Consider the following 16,560-nt stretch of genomic DNA (forward strand, 5'->3'; position numbering starts at 1 on the left):
AAAGTGATGGAATTCTGTACATTTTACTCCTTCAAGGAAAGTTCGTATTCCTGAATAATTTCCAGTACCCCTCTTAAATTCTCAGCAATGTGAGTGGGCCGATGTGAAATCAATTCCTCTTTGGAATAGGCACCCCCTGTCACCCCAATACTCATTAAACATCCGGCCTGATGTCCTTCATGAATATCCACTTCCGTATCGCCGATTTTGATCACGGATTTCGGATCACTAATCCCCAGTTGGCGCATGATCTTTTGGATCATAAATGAAAAAGGCCGGCCTTTGGGGACCTCATCACTGGCAGCCGTAGCATGCACTAATTGACCATCAGACCAACCCACCCGACGTAAAATGATATCGGTGATGTCTCTGCTAAAACCAGTATCCAGGGCTACCTTTATTCCCATTTCAGCTAAAGCAGTAAAAACTTCCTCGGCATCTTCCTTGGGACGAATGGCGGTATCGTTTGAATAATGATCTACCATTCTCTGAACAAAATCCGAGTGAATGCTATCTATGAATGAATCCGTGATTTTTTTCGGGTCCCTCTCATGGATTTGAAGTAATTCCCGGATAGCCTGGGGTTTGGAGTACCCCATTTTCTCATTGGCCTCCTGAAGCGTCACTTCTGGATATCCGGCCTGATTTAACGCGTGTTGAAATGCACGGGCCACGTTGTTTTCATCGTGGATAGTAGTTCCGGCCATATCAAAAACAGCCAGTTGAATTTTAGGCATAATTCTCTATTAACAGTAGAAAAGGAAAGGAAATCACTATCGACCTCCCTTCCCCTCTCAGACAAAACCAATTTACTTGTTTAGTAAAATTAAACAATGGTAAAAAAATCTCAAAAATCACCGGGTTACTTTTCTGTTAAGATAATCAATAGAAATTCAAAAAAATATAATAAAGGCAGGGTTATAAAAGGTTGACTTGTTGCCTAATACGAAAAATTACTCGAAACTTCAGAGAATAATTTCCTTATCATACTCATAGACAGATACATGAATTGATTCTTACCAAGAAATGGTGAATTTCAAAAAAGTTTAACATCAATTCCATCAATCTTGATTTTAAATTCAATTATTTAGTATTTATAAACAATTCTAAAATGAATCTTTCCCATCTCAGCATCGATCAAAAACTGGATTTGATATTTAATCTATACGATAAGCATGGAAATGAGGATTACATTGGAGAGCCAGTATCTCAACTGGAACACATGTACCAATCCGCCCTGCTTGCCCAATCGGAAGGCAGGGATGAACAGGTCGTCTTGGCAGCATTTTTTCATGATATTGGCCATTTAATCACTCATTTGATAAAGACAGATTCAATGAGCGGATTTGGAGTCAAACGTCATGAAATAATCGGCGCAAATTTTCTTAGAGAATTGGGCTTTCCCGAAAAAATTGCGCTCCTAGTTGAAAACCATGTGCAGGCCAAACGCTATCTCACGTTTATATCTCCCGATTATTATCAACTGTTATCGGAAGCGAGCAGACAAACCTTACGCTATCAAGGAGGCCCCATGAACGAAAAGGAAGCTCAAGATTTTGAGAATCATGAGCTTTTTAAACTTTCGCTGGCAATGAGAAAATGGGATGAAGAAGCCAAAGAAGAAAATATTCCCGTAGGTAACCTTCACACCTTTCGGGAAATGGCCTTTCATATCCTCTCTACTGCTTCGGATTCTGAAAAGAAATCTGATCTATAAGTTGACCCGATGTATCATAGACCCTCAGATTGACCTTGGTACTATCAAAATCGGCTATTCCAAAGTGATGGGTCTTGATTAATCTATCCATCTCAGGATAGGAGGACTTTTCTCCGATCGGTTCCAGACTCCCACCTGCACCTCCAAAAATCAAAAAATGAACCGGATGTCCTGAATAAACTCCGGTCAAGCGCTCATAATCATGGGTATGTCCCGAAAGGACGATATCGATTAATCCCGAGTGAAAATAAGGCTCAAGCAACTTTCGCAAGCTCTCCTCTCCATGGTACCCCGGCCAGCCTTGGGAAAAAGGAGGCTGATGAACTGCAATTATTTTCCATGATGACTCGATCCAGTGCCTTGAATTTAGGATGCTATCCAACCACAATTTCTGCGCTGAATCATCAGGTAGCCCAACTGGAAAAAAAGTATTGGGATCGAGCGTGATTATTCCCACCTGCCCAATCCTATGAAAACCATAGGTGGTTTGATTTTCCGAAAGCAGGTATTTTTCAAAGGCCGATGCCCGCATATCTTCATAATACCCATCATAATCATGATTTCCGGGAACAAAAAGCTGAGGGCTGTTCATGGCAACCACTGTTTGCAAAAAGCGGGGATAGACCCAATATTCGGATCCATTATTAACCAAATCTCCCAAACCTATACTCAGATCGGGTTGATGCTCTCCAATTTTTGAGGCAATTTTTCGAAATGTATCCCATCCTCCCTGTGGATCTCCCCATATGGCTAAGCTTACTTTTTCTTTTCTTTTTCTTTCCAAAATCTGAAATTCACCCAAGTAAGCCTTCTCCTGATAAAGTTGAAATGAACCGGAGTATTCGGAATCCAAATTCCAAGTAAAAACATTGTTTTCGGAGCTAACTTCTACTCGTTTACCATTATCGAACTGAATCCAGGCCTTCCCGTCCTGTTCACTTACCCAGCGCAAAAAAACTTGACCATTCTCTCCCAAGATTTGGACCGGTTCTGTGAATAAAATCGGATAAACGGCTAATATCTCATCTCGTGTCTGAGCATCCATTTCCTTTAGTTGGCTTTTCAACTCCCTATCCTGAATCAATGCAGCTTTTCGCTCAGAAAGTAAGATTTTCCAGGCTTCCTCCCTTATGTCGCGCCATTTTTCAAAAGCAGCCTGATCCACAAAATGTACTTTTCGCAGACCTCCAGCCATGGCGTTGTTAATCACACGAATAGTCAGTTGTGCTCTTCCAGATTCAGGAATCACAAAATAATCTCCTGGTTCAGATTTGGAGATCCGGCTCCCATTCCGCCAAACCTGTGCTCCGTCATCGGCATCCACATACAGAATTCCCTTTTCCAATTCTCCCTGCCATTGATACCAGTAAGACTGATTTGGAAAACTCAAGCGATGTGGCAAGCAGACGGATTCTCCTTTATTTTTCCAGATAGGCACATCTTGCTGTATTCCCTGAACCGAATCCCTTCCCATAAATACCCAATTGGAATCCAGTGAATTGCTTAATTTCAGTAAAGAGTGCTGCTTATTGAAATCACTAATCCACTCCGAGTCCGAAAAAAATACCTCTCCATAAGTTGGAGAGGTAGAGCTAGATTGACAACCGGCAAAATTCATCAGTAATAAAATCAAAAATAAGAGTCTCATTTGAGCATTTCTTCGATCAACTCACCGGCCTTCTCATCGGGATATTCCATCCCCAGGAGCTGAAAAACTGTGCGGGCAATCTGAGCAGAAGCCCACTGACCCTTCAGCTTCATTTCTCCCCTAGCCGGAGTATCCGGACCAATGGCAGCTATCCAGATTTCACCTCCCTCAGGAACCGATGCGCCATGACTGGTCCAAGTTCGCTTGGTCACTCCCCTGCCGTGATCTGTAGTAATGATCAAAGTCGTTTTGTCTTTATACTGTGGATCAGCCTGAATCATTTCCCAGATTTCCTGAATATAGGCATCTGTCTGATGGGCTGACCAAATGTACTCATCGTATTTATTTCCATGAGCCCAATCATCTGTCTCTCCATAGGCGATATACATGACCCGAGGCTTGTGTTTTTTGAAGGCCTCCATCGCAAAATGGTGTGTGAATGGATCCAAGCGGACTCCACCCCAAGGACCTCTTATTTCCTGCTGGATTCGATTGATTACCCGTTCGGCCTCTGTCAAGTCCTCCCCTTCTGCCAAATCAAAACCCGCGTTGACCGGCACCCCACTTCGCTCTTCATTGACGATAAAAGGAAAAACATCCCATGAGCCAAAAGCCATCACCTTCCCATTAAATTCAGGCATTTTATTCAAATATTCCAAAAACGTGGTATTTGGATTATTGATTTTGGAATTGGAGTTAATCCGCTCATCGTCCGCAAAGCCTGAGAGCACTTCATTATATCCCGGGTAAGAAAACCACATTTTATTCCAATTGTCTACCAAGTTTCCATAGGATCGGTTGCCGTAGATTTGACCTTCGGTTGCCAGCGTTTGCCAAAAAAAAGGCAGAAGCATTTCCCTTCGTTTTAAAGGATCAACGTCCCAGTATTCCTCCAATAAAGAACCTTGATTTTTGATCATTCCCGTATCATCAATCATTAGGGAATCAGCACCCTTGAACACTTCCTGCCAACGAAGCCCGTCGAGAGTGATCAGTACAATATTTTCTGTTTTGGTGGTTTTTTGTCCCCATGAGGCCAGGGTGAAAAAACAAAACACCAGTGTAAATGCTCTAACTTTCATTTTCATTCGATTAAGGAAAAAGGTATCCTGCACCCCAAATGGGATGCAGGAAATTGGATTGATTTAAGGTAATTGGTTTTAATCTATATCCCACCAAACCCGGGTGGTAATTTCATCAGCTCCCTGTCTGGCTATAGCTTCCTGATATCGCTCGCCATTCAATGATTGAACTGAGGATGGGTACATATACCGAACCGGAACCGTATTGATAAATGCAGCAGGACCTGGGATAATTTCCGGATAGTTAGTTCTTCTCCAGTCGTACCATCCTTCCATACCGGTAAAGAATAAGGCCAACCACTTTTGAGTGCCGATTTTCCGAAGTTTGTCATCGGTAGTTCCGGAATAGGCTACCCCATCCTGACTAAGATAAGCATCGTCTATCATCAGTTTATCTGCAATTTGTGGAAGGTTGATGAAATTATAGCGTTCTCTGTAGTATTCGAAAGAAGCTTGGATCCCAGCTCTATAAAAGCCCTCTGCTGTACCTGAAGTAATAAAATTCCGTTCGCGGGCTTCTGCCAAAATAAATTGAAGCTCAGAATAAGTCATGATCAATGCTTGATACCCCAATGGATTGGCCAAAGAAGAACAGGGGGCACAAGCCCAAAGCAAACCCACTCTGGAGATAAAGTTTGACCCTCCTTGAGCGGGGTCACCGGAAGGTGAATATTGCAGGGCTTCTTCATCGGCAAGTCCGTTGGGAACACCTTGGTAATCCTCAATCTCACCGACAACCTGTGCTCCGCTTGCATTGGTAGGCTGGGCATAAGCATAAATTCTAGGGTCATTCAAGTCTTTGAGTACTCCCTCCATTTTTTCGGAAAGCCGGTACTCATCAAAAGATCCCGATCGATACGTGAAAATGGGATGCTGATTGGGAACATCTGGCAAATACTGCAATGCGGCATGATCCTCATTGGAAGTGAATATCGGAAATTGCTCAGGATTAGCCACAATAGCCTGCATATCTGAGGAGGGATCCCTTCGGTCTGAGAGCCGCATCAAAAGTCTCAAGCGGAGAGAATTGGCTAATTTCCTCCATCGCAAGATATCTCCATCAAAGAGAATATCCCCCTCCACAATCTCCAAAGAGGATCCGAGTAGGGTATTGGCTTCTTCCAAGTCAGACAGAATACCATTGTAAATCTCCTCCTGAGTATCGAATTTTGGATAGTTGATGTCTTCCTTTGCCTTAATAGCTTCTGAATAGGGCAAGTCCCCGTAGGCATCCGTCATAAAAGAAAACATATTCGCCCGAAGGATTTTGGCTATTCCCAAATAATTATTCTGCCCTGCCTCTGTAGAAATTTCAACCACACTATTCAAATCTCTCAGAGAATTATAAAAGGAGGAATAAGGGTTTCCCTGCGGCCCCCAATTGTACCGATCCTCATTGGTAAATTGAATTTTAGCCGTTTGCTGCATGACTACATTCCCATAGCCCCAAGCTCTACCAGCCATCTCATTGGTGGTATTACGGATAATCGTAGGAAGCAACAAGGCTGATGAAACAGTCTCGGGACTGTTGGGATTGATATTTATTTGTTCAAAGTCCTGATCACAGGCTCCCAAGCCCAAGAAAAGGGCAAGACCAATTGCTGATAGATATTTTTTATTTGAATTCATGATTTCATAAAATTTGATGGGTTGGGAAAATTTAGAATCGCACGTTCAAATTGAAACCTACACTTCGAGTGGAAGGAAAAGACATGTTTTCCACACCTGGCTGCAGGGTTCCGCCTGCCATGGATAATGTCTCCGGATCAAAGTGTGGGTTTTCGGTCCAAAGGGCCAGATTTCTAGCCACAAAAGAAATTTTCACATCCTGAATGGGAGCTCTTCCCAAGAAAGATTTAGGAACGATATATCCTATGGTAACTTCTCTAAGCTTGAGAAAAGAGGCATCATACTTTGCCGCTTCCACATTATTTCGCTCATAGTACCGATTATGCCAGTTTCTGGAGGTAATCTTCACGGTATTGGGAGAGTAGGATCCATCGGCATTCTGAACCACACCCAGACTCACGATCCCATTTCCCTCTATACTCAGATCGTATCCATTTTCCCTTCCCAATAATGTTTCCTCCAATTGTCCTGCGGTACTTCCGATGACTTTTGTACGGGATACCACAATACCTCCATGCCGATAGTCAAAAAGAAATCCCAGGGATAGGCTCTTGTAGCTAAAGTTATTTTGGAACCCAAGCATCCAATCGGGATTATAATTTCCCTGAAGCTTCAATTCAGGATCTCTCAAAGGGGTTCCTGTAGAATTATGGACAATTTGACCAAAGAATGGACTTTGAGGGTCTTCTACTCTAAGGAAGCCTACCCCATAAATATTCCCCATCCGCTCACCGATTCGAGCCTGAATATTTGCGCCATTCCGTTCGGTCAACGTGTAGGTATCAAGCCCTTCGGTCAACTCCAAAACATAGCCTCTTGTCCGGGTAAAGTTTGCCATGAAGTTCCAGTTCAGACCATTCTCAGACACAACGGGAGCCCCATTGAGTACAAGCTCGATACCTTTATTCTGGATTTCACCCGCATTGATAATACGAGAAGCATAACCGGTAGCGATATCCAATTCGATAGGAATAATCTGATTGCGGGTACGGTTATCAAAATACGTGAAGTCCAAACCCAATCGACCCTCCAAGAAGCGGATATCAATCCCCGTCTCAAAAGACGCCGTTTGCTCTGGTTTCAAATTGGCATTTGCCAGGCGATTCGATTCAGTTTTTGCCTGAATAGACCCCCATGCCACCTGGGGATTAAACACATTGGTTAAGCTGTAGGGATCTGTATCATTCCCAACCTCAGCATATGCTCCACGAACTTTTAGAAATGAAATCGATCTTGGAAGCGTCAGCATGTCCGATAAAACAGCACTCATGGTAGCTGAAGGATAAAAGTAGCTGTTGCTCTCGACAGGGAGGGTGGATGACCAATCATTCCGGCCGGTAACGTCCAAGAAAAGAACATTCTTATAACCAATCTGCCCGAAACCGTAAAGGGAGTTAATCCGCTTTTCGGAGTTAAATTGATTGACCTGAAGATTTACCGCAGTATTGGTGAAATTATAAATCCCGGGAATCAAAAGCTGAGGGGCTACCGTCTGCTGGAAGCGATTTTCCTGCCTCATTTGGTTTCCTCCCAAGGCAATGCTGTAGGTCCAAACTGGTTTGCTTGTTTCTGAATAGGTCAAAAGGAAGTCAGTATTCTGCTCAGAAAAGAACACCGCATCCTCTCGGTAATTTCCTCTTGGAAAACGCTGGGTACTGAAGGCCCTTCTTCTATCCCGAAGTTCATTATAGGTATCCAAACCAGTCCGCACCATCAAGTTGAGCTTATCGGTAAACTTGTAATTGGCGGAAATATTTCCGAATATCCTGTTTTTACCCTGACCATTGGTATTCTCGAAGACAGTGAAGTATGGATTGTCGTGGTAGTTGTAGTTGTAATTAAACTGCTGAGTTCCTTCCAGTCCCGGCATCCAGTAATCCCGGAGATTTCGGGTGTTGATCTGTCGTCCATACCAAACCCAGAGGTACATCAGATTTTCCGTCCCATAGCTGATACTGGGTCGGTTTCCACTGGCAGTTCGCTGGTAATTCACGGCTGAATTGATCGATAATTTTTCTGTCACATTAATTCCTCCGTTCAAAGCGATACTATTCCGCTTCAAATCTGTATTTGGCACGATTCCTTTTTGATCCAAGTTTGTCCAGGAAAGCCGAATATTTGCATTCTCATTGGACCCGGAAACCGAAACGTTGTTGGAAAGTGTGACTCCGGTTTCAAAAAAATCATTGATGTTATTCGGCTGGGAAACCCAGGGAGTTGGTGTTATGGTACTTCCTTCGGATGCATTGAGATCCCCGCCTCTAAATCCTGCAACGGAACGGGGAGAATCAAATTGGGGGATTAGAAGTCCGGTGTCCATTTCAGGCCCCCAGCTTTCGTCGACCCCATCCGCAATCCCAGCTCCGGCTCCATTGACAAATTCAAACTGTCCATTATTTCCCTGTCCATATTTATCCTGCCACTGAGGCAATACCAAGGGATTGTCAAAAGTCACATTGGAATTAATGCTCACTCCCAAGCCTTTTTTACCTTTTCCTGATTTAGTGGTAATCAAGATGGCACCGTTTGCCGCACGGCTACCATACAAGGCTGCTGCGGCTGGACCTTTCAATACAGTCATGGAAGCAACATCATCAGGATTTATTTCTCCAGCTGCGTTTCCATAATCCACCTCTTGGCCACCTGAACCCGAGGACCCGACTACATTATTGGAAATAGGAACCCCATCTACCACAAAAAGTGGTTGATTTGCATTGATATTCAAGGAAGATTCGCCTCGGATAGTTACCCGTGTAGAACCTCCTAATCCGGATGAGCCATTGGTAATTTGAACCCCTGCCACCCTTCCGCTCAGGGAATTGATGACATTGGTTTCTCTTGCCTCTGTAAACTGATCCCCCTGAACTTCCTGCACCGAATAGCCCAATGCTTTGGTTTCTCGCTCTACCCCCAAAGCAGTCACTACCACTTCATTGAGCGCAAATCCCTCAGTTAAGGAAACATTGATAATGGAAGCATTACCGATGGGTTTTTCCACCGTTTCAAATCCGACAAAAGAGAATACCAACGTTTCCTCTGGAGACGCTTCGATGGAATAGGCCCCATCGACGTCACTTACCGTGCCACGAGTTGTCCCCTTGACCAGAACAGTTGCTCCCGGCAAAGGAGCATTATTCGCATCACTTACTTTTCCTGTTATTCTGACTTGTTGAGCCCAGGAAAGATTGAGGATAAAAAGCATTGAAAATGCCCAAATCCCCTTCCAAATGCTTTGATTAGCAATCATGGTTTGTAAAGGTTTTTGATAGACAAAAGTTTTGGTTAGAAATTTTACCAAAGCTATACTTTTGGATATTTCAGAACAGAAAAATGGAATTATCAAAAAGTGAATTAATTCTAGGTTAACAAGTAAAAAAAGCCATTTTATGGATTTTTAAACCAATAATTGATTAAATCAACTTAACATCACGAGTGTATTTTTCTAATTTATGAATTCTTGATTAAGAAAAAAAGTATATAAATACTATACATATTAAGTGCAAAAAATCCTCTAATCACTCATTTCTGTTAACCAGCTATCAATACTTTATTGTTTAGGTCAAGTAAAACTGAAGCTTACCTTTAAAAAAATTGAAATTCCCCATTATCCCATCACCGCAATCATCTTTACAAAATGCCGGGCAAAAATACCCTCCCCTGTAAACCCAAGCTGCTTGAAAGCCTCTTCTTGGCTGATGCCTTTGGTAAAGATTTTCCAAGCCAGATCATCAGAAACCGTAAGGATTGAGGTTGGTTTTTGTTTGCTGAATGGCAAAAGTCCCCATTTGTCTTCTGTTTTATTCAGCCACCAGATTGCACTAAACTCCCCTTTCAATTCTACCTGAATCAAGGTTTGGTCAACAGCAACCAATGAAGCAAAATGATGGGGTAATGCCCGCATGGAAGTTTCTAGGTATGGCAAATAAAATTCCTTTGCAAGCAGTCTCCTATCAGATTGGTCCAAAGCTTCCAAAAGCTGCTGGGTATGATGCCATTTCTCGGTGTATTCTCTTGCGACATGAAACCAATTCAATGACTCTTCCTCCCCTGCCCAAGCCACACTGAATACCGCCTTCTCAAAAGGTTTCAGCGATTTCAACAGGTTTCGATACTCCATCCCTGAAGACTCCAACAACGAAATCAAAACCGCAGGACTCAGACGTTGAGTTGCCTTCACCCAATCGGCATTCAATCGATTCAGAAAACCCACCAAATCCGAATAGGAGTTTATTTCCCCCGGACTTTCACCAAAATACCCGTCACGAAGCATGGACAAGGCCCGCAGGTTTCCATCCAACAAATGAGCCGCTATCTGCTTGATCGTCCAAGAACCCGCCCGAGTCGGCAAATTCCAGTCCTTAGGTTCAATCTCCTTCAATTTTTCAAGCAGCAGATTATCCAGGGGTTCAAACAAATGAATGGTTCGGATAGGAATGGACTGGTTCATTTTTGACAAACTATTGAAACCAAAAATCTCTTTTATGTAACTTAAATCAAAACCAAAAATTAAAAATATCAACCAAAAAAGGGGTTTTCCCCTTCTTTCAAAACGGACATTCCATCAGTAAATAATTCTACACCCAAAAAAATCACAATCTTTTCAAATCTATTCATCCTAACTTATATGCTAAAAAAAAGGCTGCCGAGAATCAGCAGCCTTTATATAGTTATTTAACCACTTTTATTTTTTACTCAAAAAGATCAAACTTTAGCCCAAAATTAAATCTGGCATTATAATATTCAGCCTGCATAGTTCGGGACTGAATGCCCTGATAATAACGAAGTGGCTGATTGGTCAAATTATTCCCCTCAGCAAAAATCCTCCACTTTGGTGTCAAGGCAAAGGACGCGTTGGCATCCAAGAAAGTCTGCTGATCATAAAACCGGTCCTCAAATCCTTCTCCACCCAATTCATCCAGATAATCTGAGGTATAGTTTACAGAAAGCCGAAGCACCAAACGCTCTGTTTCATATGAAAGAGAAGCATTGAACATATGATCTGCTGTACCAGGAAGCTCCAGGTCTTCTCCGTCTCTTCCTTCGATGCCTGTGGTAGAGGATTGGGTAAAGGTATAATTGAGGTAAATCCCAAAATTCTTTAAAAACTGCCGTTGAAAGGAAGTTTCCAGACCAAAGACAGCGGCAGTTCCACCATTCTCAGGTCTGGAATATTGCAAATCTGTTCCAAATAAAGGGTCTGTATAACCCTGTGTAGTAATGGTATATACAAAATCATCAATATCCTTGTAAAAAGCACCAAATGAAAGTAAACCCAAATTATTATAATAACGCTCGGCCATGAAGTCAAAATTCATTGCAGTTGCTGCCTTCAAATTTGGATTGCCTCGCTCCAACTCCTCATCTTCTTGGCTAAAGGCCGCATAAGGAACCAAGTCATAATAGTTGGGTCTGGCAATGGTATTGGTCCAGGCAAACCTCAACACAGTATTGGAACTGGGATCATATTTGAAATGAAGCCCGGGCATAAAATTGGTGTAGCTCTGATCCCCTGTAGCAGAAGAAATTGTTTCATTATCCAGGTCAAAAATATTTCCCGTATAGTCGATTGCAGTATGCTCCATTCTCAAGCCTGCGATTGCTGAGATTTTTTCATTCAACTGATGATCTGCCATCACATAGGCTCCAGTAATATTTTCTTGCGCAAGGTAATTACCGGGAGCATACTCCTCAGGCAAATCATTTTCTTCAAACAAACTGCCATTTCCTAAATCAAGACCACCCAGGAAATCAGGATCTATAAAAGTCCCTACGGCGTATTGTGAACCAGCAAGATAATTAGGATCTGAATAATTTCGGTTGGGCAATTCGCCGATAGTCTGGCCGAATGATTCCAGGTTTACTGGCTCATATTCAAAGAAATTATTGTCTCTTTCTTTGTTTTTTCCCCGATATCGAAGACCAAAATTCAAAATCCCTTTTTGAGAATAGGGAAGTTTAAAATCCAAGCGGGCATTCAAATCCTGATCAAATGTAAATTCATTTTGCTCCGAAAGACCATTAAACTCAATACCCAAATTATCGGCTGACTCACTCAATATAGCCAAAGGAAACCGTGGGTTAGAAACATCCAACCTTACGTTTTGTCCACTGGATCTGAAGGAAGTATATCGCTCTTGTGGACGCTCCTCAGATGCTCTAGCGTAAGTCACACTCCAATTCATTTGAAGTGAGTTAAACAGGTGCTTTCCACCTCCAGTGATGTTATAGACACGCTGGTCTTCCAATCTGGCAGATTTGATGCGATCACTATCGAGTCCTCCTTTGGTCTCAAATTCCACTCGGCCTACTGTCTGGTAAATCCCCGGACTGGACTGGGTAAAATCGCCATCATCAAAAGAGTCGTCCAACTGACTGACCCGCATCCGGAAGCGATTTTCCCAATCATCACGATGGTTGTACATACCCGACAAGAAAAGCGTATGGTTGGGTGAAATTTCATAATCCAGTGCTAATGTCGCGGAGCGTCGTACTCGCTGAACTCTATATTCCCGAATATCAAACTCTTCCAGAACCACTCCATTGTCGGAATTGTACCAAACCCCTTCAATGTTATCAGAGCCAAAATCATGATTATTATAGGATCCCGAAAAAATCACTCCCAATTTATCGTTTGCAAAACGATTACCCAAGATCAGTGCTCCTGTCCAAATAGGCTGATTGGACAGAAGGTTGATCCCACTTGCGGCAGTTCCTGAAATTCTAAGTGAATTGGGAGCCTGTCGAGTCACCAAGTTTACTGACCCCCCAATCGCATCCGCATCCATATTGGGTAAGACAGCCTTGTTGACTTCTATCGTCTGAATCATGTCCGAAGGGATCAAATCCATCTGTATATTTCGGTTGTCCCCTTCCGCCGAAGGAATCCGCTCCCCGTTTAAGGTAACCGAATTCAGCTGTGGAGCCATGCCACGGATCACTATATTCCTGGCTTCACCTTGGTCATTTTGCATTGTAATCCCTGGAATACGCTTGAGTGCATCCCCGATATTGGCATCGGGAAACCGACCGACTTGATCCGAAGATACAATATTGGTAATGTTGGAATTGGTCTTTTGCTGATTCAAAGCCTTTGCTTGACCTTTAAGCCGATCACCGAAAACAATAAATTCTGCACTTTCAAATTCCTTTTCCTCCAATTTAAAGTTCAAAACCGTGGTCTCACCTCGACTGACCTTTACCGTTTGGGTTTGAGAATTATAGCCTAGGTAGGTGACCATTACTTCAAAATCCCCCTCAGGCAAACTGGAAATCGTATAATCACCCTTTTGATCTGTGATCGTTCCAATGCCTTTTCCTTGTAGGACAATACTAGCGCCGGGAAGAGCAAGATTCTGAAAATCAATTACTCTTCCTTTTAAAACCCCTTGTGCCCATCCATTTCCCACTAAAGAGAAAAAGAGCAATACGGGCAGAGAAAATATCAGGTACTTTTTCATGTGTATTTATTTTTTAAAGTCGAAATGATTATTGGTTTTTCTGAATGTGTTTCTCAAGCTGCTCCCAAGCATAAATCTGAAAAGTCTTATCATCGGACATGGCCACAAAAAGCCCCGATGGATAATCCTGACCGAGGTCGAGAGCAGTTACTTCCGATCCATCACTTGATAAAGTGCTCAGCGGAATCGTAGCTAAAAGGGGGTGCTCGTGCGCATTTTGATTGGTCCCTTCCCTGGGAAAAACACGGAATAGATCTGCTCCCTGATCTGAAATCAGCAGGTACCCTTCTCGATCCGAGCTTTTGTAGATGGAAATCCCCTCATGATCATCTGCAAATCCATCTTGGGCAAAAAGTGAAAGTTCCTCATTTCCCATTTCCGGCTCAGCGTAGTATTTCCGGACACCGACTCCCTCATCTGAGCAATACACATAGCCTAATTCCTGGTCCACAGCAATGGCCTCGATTTCCTTGATTCCAGAAAAATTGGCAAACTTCCGGACCAGCTCCAGCGAAAGCCCCTCCTCTGTTGAGAGGATCTCATATTGCCAGAGATAGGTCCCATCGGTTGGGCCATTTTTTCTTCCAGCAATCACGTAGATTTTACCGGATTGGGGGCTTTTATAGATGGCTACTCCCATCAAATCCCGGTATTCTTCACCGTTTTCTCCCTGAAATATTTCAATTCCACCAGGATTTAGTTCTACCATTTCAGGCAGTTTGAAAAACCTCAACCGCGAAGTAAGACGCTCCCCGGTCACCGCAAAATCAATGGTATCTGATCCCATTGCCAATCCATATCCCACGTCCACATTGTTGGGTCTCTGAATATCTCTCCGAATCAGGGAATCAATGGCATTTCCCTTCAAGTCAAAAACATACAAGGCTCCATCGGCGTCTTTATCGGTGCCTATGATCAAACTTTGTTTATGGTCCTCAGGATGGATCCAGATAGCAGGGTCATCGGTATCGTGGATGACAGAATCGGAAACATAAAGAGGTTGGATTTTTTCAATTTCCTGATTTTCAGGAATAGATTCGGTAGCTATCTGAGATTTTTGACAGGAAAAAACCCCCAGCAATACAAAAAGTGAAATAAAATAAATTGATGTTTTGTGCATGGTTTTTTGTTGTTTAATTACCATACAAGATTAGGGGGATTACCAGGCAGATTTGGAAATTCCGCGTTAACAATCCTTTCTTTCCACTAGGAAATCAGCGTTAACAAAACCGCTACAAAATCTAAAAAATTGAATATATTCTATTGCTTATCAATTACTTACAATGTATTACATTTAGATTAAAAAATTGTGAATCACATCCCAAGTAGGTAATTCTGTAAATCCTTACCTTCTGCCAACTGCAATCTTTTTCGTAGTCTGTATCGTGATATCCGAAGGCTCTCTATAGAAATACCGAGGGTGGCCGCAATTTCCTTATTGCTCATATTCATTTTCATCAAGCAAGCAAGCTTGAGATCTCCTGAGGTAAGTTCTGGATTTTTGGATTTTAGGTTTTTCAAGAAATCATGGTGGACATTTTCAAAAGCTTGTTTGAAACTTTCCCAATCAGAATCCTGCGAAAGATTATAGTCAATTTGCCGGATCAAATTCCGGAGTTTCTTTTTCTGTTCTTTTGCTTCCAGATTTAGAGTACTCTGTAGTTTTGATTGAATTTCCTTTAACATCTGATTCTTTTCAATCACATGGAGAGTTTGGGCTGAAAGCGCCTTTTGTTGGGCATGAACCTCGGCAGACATTCTTGATTCGAGTAAATTAATATTTTCCTTTTCACTCAAAATGAGTTTTTCCTTTACTTCCAAGATTTCTCGTTGCTTTTGAAGTTGAGACTGGGAAGTTCGGATTCGCAATTGCTGCTTCGAAAAAAATATCCAAGCCATGGTTATTATCGATAAAATCAGTCCAATCAGAAGCCATCTCATCTTGACTTCAAACTGATGAATCTCTTCCAGATGCCCAATTTCGGTTTTTTGTTTCCGTACCTCAAACTGGAATTCTTGGAGGGCTAATTGCCTGGCTGCCTCTTCTGAGAAAATAGATTCACTGAGATCCCTGGCGGAAGCAAAATAGTTGTAGGCCCATTCAAATTCCCCCAAATCTGCATAGCTTTTACCCAAATCTACTCTCGCGCTGCGCTCAGTGTATTTATTTCCCAGCCTAATACTTAGTCCAAGTGCTTCTTGGTAATACGGAATGGCCTCAGTAGCCTTGTTTGTTTTCCTGCGCACATCTCCCAGATTATTTAGGTTACCGGGTAATTTCAAACTATCCCCCGCATTCCAATTGAGCTCAAATGCCTTTTGAAAATACAAATCGGCCGAGTCAAACTGATTTAAATCTTCATAAATACTCCCGATATTTTCAAAGAGGATGGCGAGTTGTGAGGAATCCTCCTCAATTTTCAATAGCTCAATGGCTTGATTCTGGAAGATCAGGGCTTTTGAATAATTCCCCAATTTTTCATGCATAGTCCCGATCAAGCCGAGAGATTGCACAATCCCCTGTCTGTCCTCCAATGATTCAAAAATACGGAGTGACTCTTGGTGTTTTTGTAATGCTGCAGAAGTGCTTTTAGTTTTATAGTAGAGTTGACCGATTACATTAAAAAGCTCAGCAAGCCCTTTGGTGTATGAATGTGTTTGAAAAATCTGCTCCGCCTGATAGAGCTTGAGTATGGCATCTTTATATAATCCAAACTCCTTCAGTAGTACTCCCTCCAAATAAAGTGCTTCTCCATAACGGAGACTTTTGGTATCCGAATAACTGATGATCAGATCAGTCAACCTACTGTAAGCTTCTTTCGGGTTGCTTTCCGCTTTCTTTTGAATTAATTCAAGATCATTAGATTGACCATTTGCAATCTGGAAAGATTTTACCCAAACGAGGAAAAAAACTAGTGCATAAATTACCCGAATTTTCATATCCCAATATCCAATCTGAATTTTAATACATCATTACCAAATTGTGTCCTTTCGTCAAGTAATCTCAATAATCTACAGGTTAGAATC

General features: G+C 42.3%; 10 protein-coding genes. 1 reads left to right on the forward strand and 9 read right to left on the reverse strand.

Annotated elements, in window-relative coordinates; genetic code table 11:
- Positions 1-23 precede the first annotated feature (23 nt).
- The gene (locus tag BM043_RS18330) at positions 24-737 is read right to left on the reverse strand and encodes an HAD hydrolase-like protein (protein WP_092794446.1); all 714 of its coding nucleotides are present in this window, start codon (positions 735-737) and stop codon (positions 24-26) included.
- A gap of 374 nt (positions 738-1,111) precedes the next feature.
- Here BM043_RS18330 and BM043_RS18335 point away from each other — a divergent pair, with 374 nt between their 5' ends.
- Complete coding sequence (locus BM043_RS18335) at positions 1,112-1,717, forward strand: HD domain-containing protein (protein WP_092794448.1); 606 nt, start codon at positions 1,112-1,114, stop codon at positions 1,715-1,717.
- On the opposite strand, the gene BM043_RS18340 is transcribed toward BM043_RS18335, so the two are convergent.
- The 8 genes from BM043_RS18340 to BM043_RS18375 all read right to left on the reverse strand — a co-directional run bounded on the left by BM043_RS18340 (position 1,680) and on the right by BM043_RS18375 (position 16,473).
- On the reverse strand, positions 1,680-3,365 hold the full coding sequence (locus tag BM043_RS18340) for a metallophosphoesterase family protein (protein ID WP_092794450.1): 1,686 nt from the start codon (positions 3,363-3,365) through the stop codon (positions 1,680-1,682). The genes BM043_RS18335 and BM043_RS18340 overlap by 38 nt on opposite strands.
- Entirely contained in the window at positions 3,362-4,447 is a 1,086-nt protein-coding gene (locus BM043_RS18345; RefSeq protein ID WP_092794491.1) for an alkaline phosphatase family protein, read from the reverse strand. Before BM043_RS18345 ends, BM043_RS18340 begins: the two co-directional genes overlap by 4 nt.
- A 78-nt stretch (positions 4,448-4,525) precedes the next feature.
- Positions 4,526-6,076, reverse strand: a complete 1,551-nt coding sequence (locus BM043_RS18350; RefSeq protein WP_092794455.1) for a SusD/RagB family nutrient-binding outer membrane lipoprotein — start codon at positions 6,074-6,076, stop codon at positions 4,526-4,528.
- Between the two features lie 31 nt (positions 6,077-6,107).
- Positions 6,108-9,323 carry a SusC/RagA family TonB-linked outer membrane protein gene (locus tag BM043_RS18355; RefSeq protein WP_092794494.1) on the reverse strand — a complete coding sequence of 1,072 codons (3,216 nt, stop codon included), beginning with the start codon at positions 9,321-9,323 and terminating at the stop codon, positions 6,108-6,110.
- A gap of 357 nt (positions 9,324-9,680) precedes the next feature.
- Positions 9,681-10,523, reverse strand: a complete 843-nt coding sequence (locus tag BM043_RS18360) for a maleylpyruvate isomerase N-terminal domain-containing protein (protein WP_143189579.1) — start codon at positions 10,521-10,523, stop codon at positions 9,681-9,683.
- Positions 10,524-10,764: 241 nt separating this feature from the next.
- Positions 10,765-13,533, reverse strand: a complete 2,769-nt coding sequence (locus BM043_RS18365; RefSeq protein WP_092794461.1) for a TonB-dependent receptor — start codon at positions 13,531-13,533, stop codon at positions 10,765-10,767.
- A gap of 28 nt (positions 13,534-13,561) precedes the next feature.
- Positions 13,562-14,653, reverse strand: coding sequence for a phytase (locus BM043_RS18370; protein ID WP_092794497.1), 1,092 nt, complete (start codon positions 14,651-14,653; stop codon positions 13,562-13,564).
- A gap of 194 nt (positions 14,654-14,847) precedes the next feature.
- Positions 14,848-16,473, reverse strand: a complete 1,626-nt coding sequence (locus BM043_RS18375) for a tetratricopeptide repeat protein (protein ID WP_092794465.1) — start codon at positions 16,471-16,473, stop codon at positions 14,848-14,850.
- Between the last annotated feature and the right edge of the window lie 87 nt (positions 16,474-16,560).

The sequence above is a fragment of the Algoriphagus hitonicola genome (assembly GCF_900113375.1).
Lineage (GTDB): Bacteria > Bacteroidota > Bacteroidia > Cytophagales > Cyclobacteriaceae > Algoriphagus > Algoriphagus hitonicola.